At 43.9% G+C, this 16,850-nt stretch carries 18 protein-coding genes, 1 pseudogene and 2 riboswitches; of the genes and pseudogenes, 5 read left to right on the plus strand and 14 right to left on the minus strand.

Annotated elements, in window-relative coordinates:
• Nucleotides 1-11 precede the first annotated feature (11 nt).
• A riboswitch (SAM riboswitch) is annotated at nucleotides 12-120 on the minus strand.
• 215 nt (nucleotides 121-335) lie between these two features.
• Nucleotides 336-445: riboswitch (SAM riboswitch) on the minus strand.
• A gap of 123 nt (nucleotides 446-568) precedes the next feature.
• Both C3B52_RS16975 and C3B52_RS16980 read right to left on the minus strand, forming a co-directional pair.
• Entirely contained in the window at nucleotides 569-808 is a 240-nt protein-coding gene (locus C3B52_RS16975; RefSeq protein WP_103107595.1) for an indolepyruvate ferredoxin oxidoreductase subunit alpha, read from the minus strand.
• Between the two features lie 29 nt (nucleotides 809-837).
• Nucleotides 838-1,455 (minus strand): annotated as a pseudogene (locus tag C3B52_RS16980) (superoxide dismutase).
• Nucleotides 1,456-1,649: 194 nt separating this feature from the next.
• Between C3B52_RS16980 and C3B52_RS16985 the strand changes: the two are divergent.
• The gene (locus C3B52_RS16985) at nucleotides 1,650-2,186 is read left to right on the plus strand and encodes an NADPH-dependent FMN reductase (protein ID WP_103107596.1); all 537 of its coding nucleotides are present in this window, start codon (nucleotides 1,650-1,652) and stop codon (nucleotides 2,184-2,186) included.
• 79 nt (nucleotides 2,187-2,265) lie between these two features.
• Here the strand turns inward: C3B52_RS16985 and C3B52_RS16990 are convergent, their stop codons facing one another.
• Complete coding sequence (locus C3B52_RS16990) at nucleotides 2,266-2,907, minus strand: helix-turn-helix transcriptional regulator (protein WP_373419732.1); 642 nt, start codon at nucleotides 2,905-2,907, stop codon at nucleotides 2,266-2,268.
• 165 nt (nucleotides 2,908-3,072) lie between these two features.
• Between C3B52_RS16990 and C3B52_RS16995 the strand changes: the two genes are divergently transcribed.
• Complete coding sequence (locus C3B52_RS16995; protein ID WP_103107598.1) at nucleotides 3,073-3,456, plus strand: globin domain-containing protein; 384 nt, start codon at nucleotides 3,073-3,075, stop codon at nucleotides 3,454-3,456.
• 52 nt (nucleotides 3,457-3,508) lie between these two features.
• Nucleotides 3,509-3,736 carry a DUF1450 domain-containing protein gene (locus C3B52_RS17000; RefSeq protein WP_235615753.1) on the plus strand — a complete coding sequence of 76 codons (228 nt, stop codon included), beginning with the start codon at nucleotides 3,509-3,511 and terminating at the stop codon, nucleotides 3,734-3,736.
• Between the two features lie 93 nt (nucleotides 3,737-3,829).
• Here the strand turns inward: C3B52_RS17000 and C3B52_RS17005 are convergent, their stop codons facing one another.
• From C3B52_RS17005 to C3B52_RS17040, 9 genes are all read right to left on the minus strand, one after another.
• Nucleotides 3,830-4,615, minus strand: a complete 786-nt coding sequence (locus C3B52_RS17005; RefSeq protein ID WP_103107599.1) for an Mrp/NBP35 family ATP-binding protein — start codon at nucleotides 4,613-4,615, stop codon at nucleotides 3,830-3,832.
• A gap of 63 nt (nucleotides 4,616-4,678) precedes the next feature.
• Nucleotides 4,679-6,043, minus strand: a complete 1,365-nt coding sequence (locus tag C3B52_RS17010) for an FAD-binding oxidoreductase (protein ID WP_103107600.1) — start codon at nucleotides 6,041-6,043, stop codon at nucleotides 4,679-4,681.
• A gap of 305 nt (nucleotides 6,044-6,348) precedes the next feature.
• Entirely contained in the window at nucleotides 6,349-7,233 is an 885-nt protein-coding gene (locus C3B52_RS17015) for a GNAT family N-acetyltransferase (protein ID WP_103107601.1), read from the minus strand.
• 408 nt (nucleotides 7,234-7,641) lie between these two features.
• Nucleotides 7,642-8,133, minus strand: coding sequence for a hypothetical protein (locus C3B52_RS17020; protein WP_103107602.1), 492 nt, complete (start codon nucleotides 8,131-8,133; stop codon nucleotides 7,642-7,644).
• A gap of 110 nt (nucleotides 8,134-8,243) precedes the next feature.
• Complete coding sequence (locus tag C3B52_RS37810; protein WP_268811891.1) at nucleotides 8,244-8,375, minus strand: hypothetical protein; 132 nt, start codon at nucleotides 8,373-8,375, stop codon at nucleotides 8,244-8,246.
• Nucleotides 8,376-8,569: 194 nt separating this feature from the next.
• Complete coding sequence (locus tag C3B52_RS17025; RefSeq protein WP_103107603.1) at nucleotides 8,570-9,097, minus strand: methylated-DNA--[protein]-cysteine S-methyltransferase; 528 nt, start codon at nucleotides 9,095-9,097, stop codon at nucleotides 8,570-8,572.
• Nucleotides 9,081-10,007 (minus strand): DNA-3-methyladenine glycosylase family protein, encoded by a 927-nt coding sequence (locus tag C3B52_RS17030; RefSeq protein WP_201264903.1) that lies wholly within the window; start codon nucleotides 10,005-10,007, stop codon nucleotides 9,081-9,083. Before C3B52_RS17030 ends, C3B52_RS17025 begins: the two co-directional genes overlap by 17 nt.
• 15 nt (nucleotides 10,008-10,022) lie before the next feature.
• A complete protein-coding gene (locus C3B52_RS17035) occupies nucleotides 10,023-10,580 on the minus strand; it encodes a bifunctional transcriptional activator/DNA repair enzyme AdaA (protein ID WP_103107605.1) in 558 nt (185 codons plus the stop codon).
• A 143-nt stretch (nucleotides 10,581-10,723) separates the two neighbouring features.
• Complete coding sequence (locus tag C3B52_RS17040) at nucleotides 10,724-11,248, minus strand: DinB family protein (protein WP_103107606.1); 525 nt, start codon at nucleotides 11,246-11,248, stop codon at nucleotides 10,724-10,726.
• A gap of 146 nt (nucleotides 11,249-11,394) precedes the next feature.
• Here C3B52_RS17040 and C3B52_RS17045 point away from each other — a divergent pair, with 146 nt between their 5' ends.
• On the plus strand, nucleotides 11,395-12,297 hold the full coding sequence (locus tag C3B52_RS17045) for an NAD-dependent epimerase/dehydratase family protein (protein ID WP_103107607.1): 903 nt from the start codon (nucleotides 11,395-11,397) through the stop codon (nucleotides 12,295-12,297).
• Nucleotides 12,298-12,366: 69 nt separating this feature from the next.
• Here the strand turns inward: C3B52_RS17045 and C3B52_RS17050 are convergent, their stop codons facing one another.
• Nucleotides 12,367-14,103: a GMC family oxidoreductase gene (locus tag C3B52_RS17050; RefSeq protein WP_103107608.1), complete on the minus strand. Its 1,737-nt coding sequence runs from the start codon at nucleotides 14,101-14,103 to the stop codon at nucleotides 12,367-12,369.
• A 277-nt stretch (nucleotides 14,104-14,380) separates the two neighbouring features.
• The gene (locus C3B52_RS17055; protein WP_103107609.1) at nucleotides 14,381-15,310 is read right to left on the minus strand and encodes a DMT family transporter; all 930 of its coding nucleotides are present in this window, start codon (nucleotides 15,308-15,310) and stop codon (nucleotides 14,381-14,383) included.
• 112 nt (nucleotides 15,311-15,422) lie between these two features.
• On the opposite strand from C3B52_RS17055, the gene C3B52_RS17060 reads away from it, so the two are divergent.
• A complete protein-coding gene (locus tag C3B52_RS17060) occupies nucleotides 15,423-16,850 on the plus strand; it encodes an aminotransferase-like domain-containing protein (protein WP_103107610.1) in 1,428 nt (475 codons plus the stop codon).

Here is a 16,850-nt window from a genome sequence, read left to right on the forward strand (position 1 = left end):
TGCTCCCCTTCTCCTTATCTCCCAGGAACCTATGTCCTGCAGGAATTGGCACCTTGTCACATACTGCATGACGGTTGCCGGGCTTCATCGGGCCAGTCCCTCCACCTCTCTGGATAAAGAAAAATATGAATTTTGGTACTTTCAAGAATTTAAAAAAATCGTCATCGAAGCTTCTTCAAGGAGGAGCGACCGCGTTTTAGCGGAAGATTTTTATGCGCTCCAGAAAGTTTAAGCTAGATCGCTTTCACATGATGCATTGCTTAAACTTTCTTTTACGTCAAAAAAACCTTCTTCACTAAGAAGAAGGTTCGTAATTACTCTTACGCAACACCCGCTTCTTATCTGCCGAGACGTAAGTCGTCTCGCAGGAATTGGCACCTTGTCACCTAATCGTGACGGTTGCCGGGCTTCATAGGGCCAGACCCTCCACCTCTCTGGATAAGAACAGTGTATTCTGTTGAGCTTTATTCTAAGAAATTCCATACCATCCGTCAACAAAATTCTTTCTTTTCAATAAAAAGGAATTTGGTTCGTAACAGCCAAGCAGTGGCACTAGGTTTTCTTTTCATTAGCGTCCCTTGAAATGCTTGATGGCATATTCCAGATAAATTTTTTCATCGTCTCTCAGTTCACCATCCCAAAAAATGGCGGCAACAGGACATACGGATTCACATGCCCCGCAATCAATACAGGTGTCGGGATCTATGTAGAATTGATCTGGACCTTCTTCAATACAATCTACAGGACAAACATCTACGCATTCACCGGCTTTTTCCTCGATGCAGTTCGCAGTAATGACAAATGCCATCTTTACTCCACCTTTCCTTTATGAATGTGCTAGCGCATAGCAGAATCGTAGCGCTTTTCGACTTCGTTCCAATTGACAATATTCCAAAAGGCCGAAATATATCGAGTCGCTTGTTTTGATACTTGAGATAGTAGGCATGCTCCCATACGTCCAAGCCCAATAAAGGAATAAGTCCCCCCATCAATGGACTGTCCTGATTTGGCAAACTGGAGATTTTGAGATTCCCCCGCTTGTCGAGGCTGAGCCAAGCCCATCCGCTTCCAAAACGATTCATAGCGGCTTTCGCAAAATCCTCTTTGAATTTTTCAAAACCGCCCAATTCTCTAGCAATGGCTGTTGCCAGTGCGCCGCTCGGCTGCCCTCCGCCCTTTGGACCGATCACTTCCCAGAACAACGTATGATTGGCATGACCGCCTCCGTTGTTTCGGACAGTGGTCCGAATTTCGTCGGGTACAAGCTCCAGCTCTTGCAAGAGAGCATCAATACTCTTGTTTTGAAGCTCGGGGTATTTACTCAGTGCCGTGTTCAAATTGACCACGTAAGTATTATGGTGACGAGCATAATGGATCATCATCGTTTGTTCATCGATGAATGGCTCCAATGCGTTAGCAGGATAAATAAGGTAGCGGCGGTAGTTGATGTGCCATATCTTTCCTCCTTTGTTGTTTCAGCTCAAGTATAGTAAAAACCTTCAACATAGTCAACATATTAGTATAATATGTATAAGATTATTTGTTTAAAAATGAATGATCGGCTGTCTATCGTTGACAATGAGTTGATTACTTATGATATTATTTATAGGTAAATAATTAAAAAGTATAATAAGATTGGATGGGTACATATGAGAATACTTGGAATATCCGGTACCATTGTTGGCTCGAAGACAGGAATTGCTGTAAAGCAGGCATTGGCGTCTATTCAACAGCATTATCCTGATATTGATACGGCTTTTTTGGATCTCAAGCAATATGACCTCCAGTTTTGTGATGGCCGTGATCCAGCCACTTATACTGGCGATACGAGAAAAGTAATCGATATCGTATCATCTGCCGATTTTTATCTGATCGGAACTCCGATTTTCCAATCTTCCATTCCAGGGGTGCTAAAAAACCTATTTGATCTTGTTCCCGTTGACGCGCTTTACAATAAAGTAATGGGCTTTATCGCAACTGGCGGGACTTACCAGCATTATTTAGTTGTTGAAAATCAACTGAAGCCGATCGCGGGCTATTTTCGTGCTTTTGTGGCGCCTAGCTATGTATATCTTCATGACGACCATTTCAATTCCGAGAAAGCGATTGTGGATCAGGAAGTCCTGCAGCGGCTTGATAAGCTAGCAAATGAGGTTGTTTTTATGCAGCAAAGACTCAAATCATAGAGGGCTTAATGAAAAAGAAGTAAAAAAACAGGACAGATCGAATGATACATTCGTCTGCCCTGCCTGTTATTTGGAAAGATTATGACTGGAGGTTACGTTTGCGGATTTTATAGACGCATTTTTTACTGCCTTTTGCCAAACATTCTGGCCTGGATATATCTGCATTCAATAACGATTCAAATAAACGCAGTTCGCATTGGCAAGCATGGTTGTACTGATGAGCAATTTTAGCGATCGGACAATTATGTTCAATAAAAACATATTCATCTTCGCTTGTCTTTTTCAGCTCCACCATATAGCCATTGTCACTCTGAATATCTGCCAAAACCGAGAGCTTCTCTTCAAAATCTTTGTCTTCCATCAATCTCGTATATTTTTTGTATAACGTTTCTTTTCTACGCTCAAACAATCTCTCTACCATGGTCTCTCCTGATTCCTGTACCAGCTCATCAAGAAGATCAAGAGCGAGAGAGTGATATTTAGTAGGAAAAAGAACGTTGGCACGCTCGGTCAAGGAGTATGTGGCAGTCGGCCGTCCCATAGGGCGACGGACGATTCTTGATTCAATAAATCCATCCCGCTCCAGAGAGTCAATATGGCGACGGACAGCCATTGACGTAATGTTTAGCTGATCCGTGAGATCTTTGGCGCTCAGCTCGTCATTTGTTTTTAACAGATGTAAAATCGTCTCGCGGGTTGACAATTCGTCTTTAGGTTGCAATGTCATTTACCACCTTGTGATTTCTTTCAATATAGAGAAACGATTACCTAAGGAAAAGTATTAAAAGTATTGTAGCACAATCTAACAGGTTGACAAGTACGGTTGAATGAGCCACATCTTATGCGTGCGCATAGTTAGCCTGATCCAAGAAGGAGTCTTCGTGCAATGGATATAAAACAGTTGACTTTGTTTGATCGAATAGGCGGAACACCTGTCATCGATCGTCTCGTCGATTTATTTTACATGAATGTGCTGGCAAATCCCAAACTAGCACCGTTGTTCCCGCAGGATATGAGTCTCGTCATCAGTAAGCAGAAGCAGTTTCTCACCCAGTATTTTGGAGGGCCCCCTTTGTATACAAACGAGCATGGACATCCCAAGATGAGAGCTCGTCACTTACCTTTTCCAGTTACCAAAGAACGGGCAGACGCATGGCTCGCCTGCATGCAAAAAGCGTTGGAGGAAACTACCCCTGAAGCTGCATTGCGAGAAGAGCTGATGAGTCGTTTAACTACAACTGCGTATTTTTTTATTAATAAGGAGGAATAGGGTTTGGAACAAGAGGACTTGTTATGGCACTAGGGCTTGTTGTCGTTGAAGTATGCGAACGAAACATTCTGGCTGCCCAGTCCATAGGGAGCTTGAGCAAGAGTATCCTGAGGTTGCTGTGCTGAGGACACAATGCTTGCTCATGTGCCATATATGCCGAGCTGTACCTTATGCCATGGTGAATCAGAAAAGGGTTTATGCCAAAGGGATAGATCCATGCATAGGCTTACTGAGGAAGGCAATCGAAGAAGAGATTACAGCTTTTTTCGGAGAATTATAAAAGCAGGGACGATATACGAGGCAGAAAATATGGAAAAGGCAAGTGCGGCGACACTTGCCTTTTTGTCATGGAAAAATGTTCAGCTTATCTCATTCATTTCTGCCCACTGATGTACGCCGCAAGCTCCGTAAACAAAATCCCATTGTTTGTCTCAGATGGATAAATGGATGTAAGAGCAAGGGGCTCAGCAGGCTCTTGAGCAAAGGGAGTAATCTGGATTTTTGCCAGCAACTTAGTCCCAAGTTGTTCTGCTAGCCTAGCACCGCCACCTTGTCCGAAGATAAAATGCTTCTCTCCTGAAGGGGCCTCAAAATAAGACATGTTTTCAACTACGCCCAAAATGCGATGGTTCGTTTGCAGTGCCATTTTCCCCGCACGAGCTGCGACGTGGCTTGCGGTATCACTAGGTGTTGTCACGATGAGCTGTGCACACTGCGGAATTTTGTGATGCACACTCAAAGCGACATCGCCAGTTCCTGGTGGCAGATCGATAATCATGTAATCAAGCGGAGCCCATTTGACATCGTTAAAAAAGGTCGAAAGCATTTTTCCTAGCATGGGTCCTCGCCACATGACTGGATTGTTATCTGGGACAAAAAACCCTGTTGACATGACCTGTAACCCGCAATGCTCAATCGGATGCATTTGATTCTGTTCTTTTCGCAGCTCTTCTTTGATCCCCAGCATGCTTGGAATGCTGAAACCATAAATATCGGCATCCATAATTCCGACCCGTTTGCCTAACCTCTGCAGCGCTGCGGCTACATTTACCGTAACAGTAGATTTGCCTACGCCTCCCTTGCCGCTTGCGATCGCGATAAATGTGACGCTGGATTCTGGAGAGGTGAGGGAAAAATCGTTCATTTGCTTCACCGCCATTTGTCAAAATGAAAAACCACTCCACTCGATCCCGAAGTGAAGTGGATAAGAGAATCAATAGCTTTACTTGTTTGGATCAATATTGTGATTATGACGGAACAGATTAGTCGGATCATATTTTTGTTTAATAGCGGTCAGTCTCTTAACGTTTTCACCATATGTATCTATGGTCAATTGCTCGTTCGCTGGTGCGGTATTCAAATATGATGTCTTGCGCAGCGAGTAAGGCAGCAGCGCCTGATAAATGGATTCGACCCACCCTTTGCTTTCCTTCTCATCCTCTGACGTGAAGTCGATATCGAAGCAGAGCAGGAACCCGGCATCTCGAACAGCAAAAGCTGTTGCGTCAGAAGGCACGCGATTCATCTGACCATGGCACTCCCAGAATTGGAATAATGCAGACGCACGTGGTGCTTTCTTGAATTTGTCCACCAGAATATCGATCTCCGTATCGCCAAGCTCTTTCACATAAAGTGACGTTCCATAAACAGGCACATCCTTTGGAGCCGCTAAGTCGAATCTGCTTTGCAGCTCTGTGTATTTGACGACACCTGAATTGTCTGAGATCGGGCGAGCCAATTCACGCAACGGTTGGATGGCTTTTTCACCGTCTTCTTTGTTCCCTGCATACAAACCAGCTATGATGATTACTTTTTTATTGTGCAAAGATTCCGGCACACCTGGAGCAGCAGGCATTTGAAGGGTAAGCATGTTAAACGTTACTTCGTCCGGAGCTACGCGCACAAACGCTTGGGCATTTTTGAAAACTTGTTTGGCATCCTCAAAATCATACATGACGTCGACCGACAATACTTCAGGTCCGATCGGATACAGCTTGAATTCGAAGGAAGTAACGACCCCAAAATTGCCTCCCCCGCCGCGAATCGCCCAGTAAAGATCGGGGTTTTCCTGGTCGCTGACCTTGATCAATTCTCCGTCAGCTGTAACCATGTTCACGGAAACGATGTTGTCGCTCGTAACGCCGTATTTCCCTCTGAGGTAGCCGATTCCACCACATAAGGCGAGTCCAGCAACGCCTGTCTCTGTAACGGTTCCTGTTGGTGTAGCCAACCCGAATTTTTGCGTCTCGGCATCAAGATCGCCCAAGGTCACTCCGGGCTCTACCACCGCCACCATTCGCTCTGTATCAACGGAGACTTTGCGCATATCGGAAAAATCGATCATGAGCGCCTGATCGCTAACCGCCGTCCCCGCCACATGATGTCCACCGCCTCTGATCGAAACAGCGATGTTATGCTCTTTTGCAAATCGAACGGCAGCAACCGCATCAGTAGCATCCTTGCATACCAGGATCGCAGCCGGGTATTTATCGATAGAAGTGTTCCAGACCTTCCGTCTTTCGTTGTACCCTTCATCCTCAGGCAAAATAAGGCGGCCTACTATAGAAGCTTTTAGCTGTTCAAACATATGCATATCCTCCTTGGGTATTTTCGTCAATTAAAATGGTAAAACGGTGAAACTGAAATCATTGTAAAATACTTCCGATACTTTTTCAACATATTCTTATAGTATGTATCGTATTAAGATCATCAAAAAATCAGTTCACTTGCCTATACACCAACAAAAATCATTCTATTCAGAACTGTAAAGCCGTGAAACAACAGCATATAAACATAATTTAATATCAATAAATGTATAAAAAATAGTGCAATAACTTAATTGCATAAAAAAAGCCTCACTTTGATCAAAGTGAGGTTTTGATGACACACCAATTAACTATGTGAGGTTAACGGGAACATAAAGTTGCCCTTTAGTAATGGCTTTTTGCTTAAAACGAATAAAGCATCATCATCCGTTGGCGTGATGGTTGCTGTCATGCCCTCGATTTTAGAATCTGGTGTAAAGGAAAATACCACTTTTTTCGTTGTTTGCTTCACAATACTTGCTATTACAGCTTCAACATTTGGTGCTTGCAACGAAATGATATCGAAAATACGCACAATATCTTCTTCTTTCTCCATAAGCACTATCGTTTCTAAATCTTCCACATAGAAAATGGCTTCCTGAAATACTAATGTGAAATAAAACAGCAACAAGCTTTCATTTTGCTCGACATCTAAAACCTTTGAGTTTACATGACGATTTTTCGCAAATTTTTCAAGTAACGCAAGATCTTTTTCAATCGTAAGCTGCTTTACTTTTGCTTCTGTATTCATTTGAATCGAGCTGTTTACCAGGTCTACGCTAAACTCACTTTCATCTAGTCGTGTAAAGCCAAACCTCGGGTAAAAATCCAAAACCGTTTCATTCGCAAAAAGATACATGAAATCACAATTTTTTTCATGTTCCCTCAGAATGTGCTGCATTAATTTCTTCGCCAAGCCTTGATTGCGATAATTTTCATCTGTCATGACTGTACCAACCTGAATCGCTTTATGTGTTTCACCATTGATAACTACCGACATTTTAGTGACCGAGGCATTTGCGATCACCTTGCCTTTATCAACAAAGGAATACGGAATATAACTGTCATTCCAATACCCTTTGTCATACCAGCCTCGAAAATCCAATTTGAAGGTTTTCATTGCTAAGGAATTAAAGCTCTCCTTCAAGCTTTCGTTATTGCGATAATCACTTACTAATTCATATTTTTGCATCTAGATTCCCTCCATTTATGTTTTAAACACTCTCGTACATGGCATGTATATTTATCAGATGATCACCTCCTAAAAACAGAAAAAGACTTCATGAGAATAAACTCATAAAGTCTTTGTATAAGCAAAAATAATGTGAACCAGCAAAAAGCAAGCGCCTGCCTTTGTCCTGATTACAACCATTTATTTTCTGCTTATATAGATTAGACATTATATCGCTTCTCTTCATTATCGCAAAAGGGCATATCAAACAAACCGATCCATGAATGATAGAATAGCCCTCCTATTAAATTCATTCGAATTTAATTTGCGATAATAAGCTTAAGCATAAAATCTAATCTCCCATCTGTTTTTAAGATTGAAGGTATCGTATCACCTTTTTTTGACTTTTGTCTACAATTACTTTCATGACTATGAAAAACGCCTGATAGTGATTGCTTTTCTCTGAACAAATCTTGCAAACAAGTATCGAACAATCGGTCCTACTATGAGAAGCTGCAGAGGAAAAGCAAAAACAAAGTTTTTACAAACCATAGAAAAGTAACTCGCGAGTAAGGATTCACCATCTATGCTGTGAAAATAGTAGGCAGTTCCCAAGCCGTAAAGAGACATGAAAAGAACCATTCCACACACCATAAAAAATGCCATGGACAAAATCACAAGTCCTTTCTTTGACTTGTCATATGGCAGTGCAAAAGCTATTTTCTTTGCGATTGGACCGACGATGAATGATTCCAGTAAAAAAGCGATCATAAATACCTGAATAAACTGGATGAGTAATTCTTTTAGCGAAATCATACCGAGCAATCCATTCGTCCATAAATGATAGGAGGTCATAAATAAAACCATCCCAAAGCACATCATCAGCCCAAAATAAACACTTTCTTTCTTCGTTGTTGGCAATTTCCATCATCCCTTCTTTATTACGCTCTTAATCATAAGGATTGGGGGATGGTCTTCATAAGTGAACAGTTTGTGAATATTTGGGCCCAATGAAACGATAGTAGCGTCTTTTACTCCGCAAATAAACGATCTACCTCCTCCTTGCAACAACACGAGCATTGGAGCAAGCCAGGGGCACTCTCATCCGAAATGACGATTTCTTCTACATAGCCACACCATTGACAAATGAACAGCTCGTTCATGATTCCCCCCCCCAATCTGTTTGTGCTTGTCCTCTCATTATTTCCTTGCCTAATCGTTTTAGCCCAACGCAAAAAGGCACTTCTCACGATCGAATCGAACGTGAGAAATGCCAGAGAAAAGCAGAAAAGAAAACATCCGCAAAATCCTTGGATTTTTGTATCTCCCAAGGAACCTGTTCCCAATTATGTAGTTTTCACCCTTGTCCAGTAGATTTATTTTGCTCACTTTCGATATTTTTGGGAGCGGCATGTGTTTTTTCGTGCTGCAAAAGCCATTCCTTTCTCCACAATCCACCCGCATAGCCAGTTAAGCTGCCATTTGCTCCGACGATTCGATGACAAGGAATGACGATGCTCAAGCGATTTTTGCCATTCGCATTGCCAACTGCCCGCACTGCTTTTTCATTACCGATAGTCTGGGCAATCGCCGAATATGAGGTCGTCGCTCCATACGGTATCGTCTCTAAAATATTCCAAACGCTTTTTTGAAAGCTTGTCCCCGCCATTGAGATCGGAAATGAAAATTCGCTTCGTAACCCCTGGAAATATTCGTCGAGCTGCCTGTAGCAGTCCCATAATACTTGCGGTATCTCCTCCTTGTTCTCCGCAGGTAGGGGCACTTCTCTTTCTGCAAACATGATCGAGTGAATGGCCTCTTCTGTCCCGATGATCTCCAGCACCCCGATTGGCGATGGGTAGTCCAGTTTATGTAATGTCTTCATACAGTGACCTCCATAAATAAAACGTAGCATATGCTTCCCAGCCCTTCCATTTCAGGGCCATCTGCCTGATTTGTGCAAGCGACGGTTTTTCCTGCCAGCCAAGCTGGATTTTCAGCGCGTTATGCAAGCCTACATCGGCAATCGGAAAAGCAGAAGCCTGCTGCAAGCATTTCATCATGACGTAGTCGGCCGTCCATGCCCCCACACCTCTAATGGATGTGAGGGCTGCATGCATCTGCCCTGGCTCTTGCATGGCAAGCAGTTTTTCTTTTGTCAGTTCGGTTGACGCCATTTTTTGAGCAATTCCAATCACGTACTCCGCTTTTCTGGTGGTAAATTGAAGTGCTCGCAGGTCATCTACCTGTAGGGAAGCTACAGTCTGAAACGTTGGGTAGAGCCAATACGCTTCTCCTGCGTACATTACCTTCTCGCCAAACTGCTCGACAAAGCGTTTTTTCATTGTATAGGCAAAGCTGAGCGTAATTTGCTGACCAATGATCGCCCACGTCAGTGCTTCAAACAAATCCGGGATGCCAACAATCCGCAAGCCGTAGTAGCGTTCTACAAGCGGCCGCATAATCTCATCCTGCTTTACCTGTTCATAAAAAGGCGTCAAATCACGCTTCCAATCAAATAATTGCTCCAGGTAGATCATCACTTCCTGGCGTATCTTATCGGAAGGTGTCCCAACGAGAAATTCAATTCGCAGCATTTGGCTCTTTCGAGGACTTTGGGCCGTAGCTGCGCTTATCTTGAGCAGCAAAGCCTCCCCCTGCACCATCCATGCTTTATACAAGCAGCCATTCTCGATGCGATGCAATACCTCATGGTCGGATCTCCCCAAAAAGCTCAAGCATTCATAGAAAGAAAAACAATCGGGTACTGCGATTTCCATCGTTTCCACAGGCATCAGCTTGCCTCCTTCCTACTTTGCCTTTTTGCGATATTCTCCCGGGGAGCACAGCTTTCCTTTGCGAAATGCCTGATAAAAATGCGATGGACTCTGAAATCCTACCTCATAGCATATTTCCAAGTTCGATAAGTCGGTTGTATGAATCAGATGAGCCGCTTTATCTACGCGAATTTTCTCCAAATAAGAGCGAGGCGTCACCGATGTATGCTGCTTAAATAATCGATCCAGGTAAAAGGTACTCATGCCTACATGCCTCGCAATATCATCAAGTACGACTTTTTGCTTGTAGGAGTCAATCAAAAATGTCTTCACACTTTGGACAACGCTCAACTGCGGTGTCTGATTTAAATCAGGCTGACATCTTTTGCACGCGCGATAGCCTGCCGCTTCTACTTCCTTTTTATCTACGTAGAATAGGACGTTTTCTTTCTTTGGCTTGCGGGATCGACATGAAGGCCGACAGTAGATTTTGGTTGTTTTGACCGCCGTGAGGAATACGTCATCGTATGCACGGTCACATGCAAGAATGATCTCCCATTTTTCATCAAAGGTCAGCTGGAGCTGCTCCATTCTCTTCCCCTCCCGTCCTGTTTTGTCTCCCACTTTACCAAGAATCGATCACAGATTCATCTTCATTCTTGCTATTATGGTCTGCCAATCTGAAAAAGCCACCTTGTAAAAAGGCAGCTAGCGAGTGAGTCCGGTTTGTTTAATTATGCTTGTGCCGATAAATATCTTTCTTGCAGCACTTGGACATGATGCTTTTCGTGACCTGCGAGGACATAAGCCAACGCTCTGGCAGACAGCACGCCATTATTCACATTTCCTGTTCGCGTCCAGGCCTCCTCCGGCACACCACGTAACAAGGTAAGCGTGGCTTGACGCACGGATGTAAACTCTTCCAGCAAATCAGTCATGCTGCGTGCATGAAAACAGCCTGTTCGCACGAAGGCTTCTTCATCAAAACCGGCCAAAGGCGTTTGGTCGCCGCGAGCGACACGCAGTAAACGATAGCACATGATCCGCTCCGTTTCGCTGATATGCCCCAAAACTTCTTTGACTGACCATTTGCCTGGTGCATAGCGGTAATCCGTCTGCGCATCGTCAAGGGAGGATAACAGAGCGACTGTATTTTTCAATTGCTCTACCAGGATCGCAAACAAATCGCCTTCTGTTACCTTGTCAATATAAAGCGAATAATAGCTTCCGTGTTCATCGGGAGTAGGTCTACTGAGCATGATGTCATCCTCCTTGGTTTTGTACTACAAGATTATACCATTTCAGGTGGTAGAGTCATCTATATAAGTTGAAAAGTCTAAATAATTCAATTATGATAAAGGAAGTCTTTTAATAAAAATATTTTGATCGGAAGGGTGCGCTCGTCATGAAAAAAGCACTGGTGCTTGGCGGTACACAATTTTTCGGAAAACGACTGGTACAAAATTTATTGGATGCGGATTATGAAGTGACGATTGCGACGCGTGGAAAAACGCCTGACTCCTTTGGTGAGCAGGTTCATCGACTTCAGCTTGACCGCGAAGACAAACAAACCTTGCAAGCGGCCTTTTCTTCGACAGATACATACTGGGACTTCGTGTTTGACCAAACGTGCTATTCGCCAATTGAGGTTGCGGATGTAATCGAGGTGCTCAGTGACAGAGTCGGACACTATGTATTCACCTCTACGATGGCGGTATACGACTACGGAGTAAATAAGCTGGAAACGAATTATGATCCATATACTTATCCGATCCTGCTGCGCTCACGCAAAGATTACACAGGTATGTCAGGGTATCGCGAAGCAAAACGCCAGGCAGAGGCCGTCTTGTTCCAAACAGCATCGTTTTCCGCTACAACAGTGCGCTTTCCCCTCGTAATCGGGCCAGATGACTATACAGGCCGCTTTCAGTTCCATGTACGCCGGGTCATGAATGGAGAACCAATCGGACACTCCAATCCCAAGGATCGCCTCAGCTTTATTACTTCTGAGGATGCTGGCCGTTTCTTGCATTTTGCTGCAAAAGAAAAACTAGTTGGCCCATACAATGCGGGATCATCAGGCGATTTGTCCGTACAGGAGCTGCTCAATCGCATGGGTGAGGCTGCACATGCTATTAAAAGCACTACCATCGTAGAGCCGAACGATCCCCAATCTCGCTCTCCCTATGACGTTGGCGGTTCTCTCTCCATGCTGATGACAAAAGCGACTGCCGCTGGCTTCTCCTTTAAGGACATGAACATAGCGCTTGATGAATGCATTGATTATTATTTAGATCAAAACCAGTAGAACGAGGTCAAGCAAAAAACGCGGCGAGGAGTATCATACTCCTTACCGCGTCTTCAATCTGATTAAACACTAATCTTCATCATAATCTTCTAGCTCATCATCATCTACCACGTAAGGGTTAGGATTATTTTGAATAAATCTTACAGCGTTTAATCCGATCATCTGAGCAGGCATAGAAGTGTTACCATCTGGTAAAATGGGCGAAATGGAGATATCCGCAACCTTCAAATTCTTCGTGCCAAAGACATTGAGGAATCCGTCTACGACCCCTTCTTGAATCGTCTGCGCCATTTTGCAGTGCCCTCCAAAATGAAAGAAGTTCGAATACGATGCTCTGACAAAAGCCTCAAGCTGCAGTCGTTTTTCTGCCTCATCTGGTATAGTGAAGATATTTTCTGGAGGATATACCACCTCATGTATTCCGCTGTTAGGCGTATTTCGGGCTTCCACGATAATGTTGTACATGTTTATATATTGATCGATCAAAAATCTGAGATCATCAGGATTTTGCAACGGATTGAAAACGAGCGATGGGAGAGCCTCTGGATCGCTATGTGCCGCCAAAATCGTACCCGTGCTTCTTGGGTTAAGGTCTAAAATCCCGAAACTCATGACATTGGTACCGCTGGCTATATTAAAATCCCAACCATTGCTGAGTACTACCTGATTTGGGAGAAACAATGGCACAGGGGCTCCGAACAATTGAAGGCGACGCCCTTCCAGACTATCCGGGTTCTCTGCTTTCATGGCACCAAGTATAATGGGCTGGTCAGGATCAGCTGCCAATATCGGAATAAGTTGGGATGTATCTACCCTTACTCCCAGTCCAACATAAGCATGCGTTTGCAGGTTGTAGCCAACATTGGGGCTCTCAATCAATGTTTGTATACCTGCTTTAGCCAAATCACAGGGATTTCCAATTCCTGACCGTTGCAGAATGACTGAGGAGAAAAAGCCCGCAGAGAGGATAATCCCTTTTCGTGCATACATTCTCTGCGAAACACCGTTCCTGACAAAGTCTACCCCAATCGCAATGTGTACGCCTCGTTTTTTCTTAAATAAAATTTTGTTTACGGTCGTTTTGGCAAGAATGAGCAACTTTCTTCGCCCAACCCCAAATTCATCTGGATTGAACTGATCCCCTTGACTTACAATACTGTCATCTAAATATCCGGTAGCCGTCGATGAACGGACAAATTTGCCATTTTTCAGCTGTTGGGTATATTGAGATTTGTAAAATGTACAATCTCTGATGCCAGTATTATAATCCTCGACAATATCGATGTCCAAAACCTTTGCGGTTGCGTTAGTCAAGGTTTGGATCAGCCCACCAGGAGGAATAATCTGTTGCCTAACAAAAATAGGACCTTGAGTTCCTCGCTCTTCCGAGTTTTGTGTCGCACCTGTGTAGGTTTCATTTTCTATAAACAAGGAACGAATCTGATTGTAGCTCCACTGGTCACCTTTTACGAGCTCTGCCCATTCGTTGTAAAGCTCTCTACTGCCGCGAACTGCATACATGTCATTAACTTCTGAGCTGCCCCCAATCACCCGGCCATTTTGTGAAAGAAGTGGACGTCCAAGGATTTGCTCGATTTTTGATACAATGTTAAATGCAAATTTATTATCGCTGGCTAAATTAATTGCCACTTCAATGGAGCCACTGCCTAGCTCAGTCGACATATTGGTTCCTGCTTCAAGCACTAGTACCGATGTTCGTTTATCATCTGATAATTTTTTGGCGATGACCCCTCCAGCAGTACCAGCACCAATGACGATGTAATCATAAATATTCTTCTTTGACATGCTCTCATTCCCTTTTCCCGAAATAAAAAAACATCTGACGCTTGCTCTGGGTTTGTCCCTATACTGGGCGTACTCGGCAGTTATTTATTTTCGAAGCTATCTGTCCTTTCTACCTGCAACTTTCTATTAGTTATATGATGAGAAATCTTTTGTGGTACAGGCGTAAGGATTGAGGAATTCAACCAATTTTCAGTTCCATTTAGAAATCCACATGTAAAAAAGGAAAGGGACCATTCCTCCCCTTCCCTTTCCTTCTTAGACTTCCCTTTTCATTTTTTCACCGGTGATGGCTTGCTTTCCCCAACATGCTTGGCTTCTTATCCAACAACTGCTTCAAGCTATTTACGTTGATCAAAATTATTCCGCCGATAATAGTGATTCCTCCTGCCAATGACAGTATTGATAATGGCTCATGATACAAAATGACCCCCAGAGTAAGAGCAATTAATGGCGAGATGTAGAGCCACGTTGCAGGGAAAACAGGATTCGTTTTTGCTACGAGCCAGTAGAAGATCGTATGTCCCATCATCGATCCGACGACGATTAAATAAAACAGGGAGACGATTGCAGCTGGCGTTACCATCGATTGGACGTTCACATTCTCTGTGAACAGCGACAAAATAAGCAGCAGCGCTCCACCGTACATCATCTGGGCTGCGTTCAAAGCAATAGGCGAACTATCTTGAAAACGCTGAATGACACGACGTGAATATACAGTACCAGCAGAATAAAAAACTTGGCCAAAAAGAACAACGAGACATCCAAGCAGCCAGACTGTACTGAATGTAACGGTAAGCCCTGGCAACAGCATCAAAAGCACACCCGCAAACCCTATCAAGCAGCCGATCCAGGCTACAGCGGGAAGGCTTTGTCTAGTAATCGTGGTTTGAAGCAGCAAAATCATGAGTGGTGCTGTTGCTGATAGCACCGCTGCAATTCCTGAGCTCAAATACTGCTCCGCCCAATACAAAGTCGCAAAAACCCCGAATGTCAAAGCAAAGCCAGTTAGAAACATCTCTTTTTTAAATAGCAGTGATATGCTAGCTTTTCTTTTCCACACCATGATGGAAAATAGAATCACACCTGCAAGGAAAAACCGAACTCCCGCTGAGAAAAAAGGCGGTGCCCCAGCATCAATCCCGATCTTGATTGCCAAAAAAGTGGTCCCGAAGATTAGACACATCACGATGTAATTGAACAGTATCATTCCTACTCCTCCTTTTGACCATCATAAGCGGAGAGGAATAGAACAGATAAAATATAACAGAACAGATTGTAGATGGAGTCAGCTATACTAGTGGAAAGGAGGGTGGGCGTATATGAAAAGGGAGGTTTCATCTGGCGCTTTGTCAGATAAGCTGTTCGAGCAGGTTTATGATTACGTACTCGAACGAATTCGGCGCGGAGAATGGACAGCAAACGAAAAGCTTCCCTCCGTACGAGCGTTGGCTAACGAATTGAACGTACATCGGCTCACGGTTTTTAAGGCTTATCAATTGCTCAAGCAAAATCAGCATGTGTCTGTAAAAGATAAATCTGGCTATTACGTTTTGCCAAACTGTATGCTTCAGGCGGCTTCGCCAAATGATCCTATCGTTTCGGCTTACGTGCACAAGAGCCATCTCTCCGAAATTCATCAAGTACAGGCAACCTATCAATTTTCCAAAGCCTTGCTTGACCCGAACCTACTGCCTAATCTTTATTTTTCAGAGTATATCAAAAAAGTATTTGATTTGTATCCAAAAGTGCTCGGTACTTATTCTACGACACAGGGAGACTTGGAACTGCGCGAGGCTCTTTGCCGCTATTTTACCACACGTAATCACTTCTTTCTCTCCCCCAACGAGCTACTGATTACATCCGGCTCTCAGGAAGCGATCGATTTGGTTGCAAGAGTCCTGGTTAAAAATAGAGATGTCGTCCTACTTGAACGACCTACTTACAGTCCAGCCATTGATGTATTCAGGCGCCAAGGCGCTACTACCATTCCTGTCGAGATTCAGCCATACGGCTATGACTTGGAGCAGGTTGAGAATATCATGCAGCAATATAAGCCGCGACTTTTTTACCTCAATCCTACCTTTCACAATCCTACGGGTTATGTTGTACCGGCTGAGCAACGGAAGAGATTGGTGGAGCTGGCTGAAAAATATCACTGTCTTTTGATCGAGGATGACCCTGGACGCGATATTTATTTTGAAGAGGAGCCTCCCCCTCCGTTTTTTTCCTATGACACGGCAGGATATGTTATTTATATCCGTAGCTTCAGCAAGTACGTAGCTCCCGGTCTGAGTATTGCTGCTGTTGCTTGTCGCCCTGCTTACATGGATTATCTCATCAAGGCGAAATCACTGTCAGACAGTGGTGCGCCGCTGCTTAATCAAAAGATTTTCTTGCACTACTTCTTTTCCGCACGGATGCAGCAGCATTTGGCGAAGCTACGGACTGCTCTCGCCATGCGCAAAGATATTATGGAAGAAGAATTGTCTGTTACTGGCTGGGAATGGTCCAGCCCGCCTGGTGGCTTTAATTTATGGATAAAGCTGCCCGAATCGACTCCCATGAATCTTCTCCTCAAAAAGTCCATCGAGCAATCCATTACATTTGTTCCTGGCTCCATCTGTGATCCGCTCCGAGAATTCACTTCTTGGATACGCTTGAGCTACTCGTATTTAAATGACCAACAAATGAGAGAAGGCATCAGAGGACTCATCCAGATATCAAAAGAAATAGACAGCCACCAGTAG

The organism is Brevibacillus reuszeri (assembly GCF_002897295.1).
GTDB lineage: Bacteria > Bacillota > Bacilli > Brevibacillales > Brevibacillaceae > Brevibacillus > Brevibacillus reuszeri_A.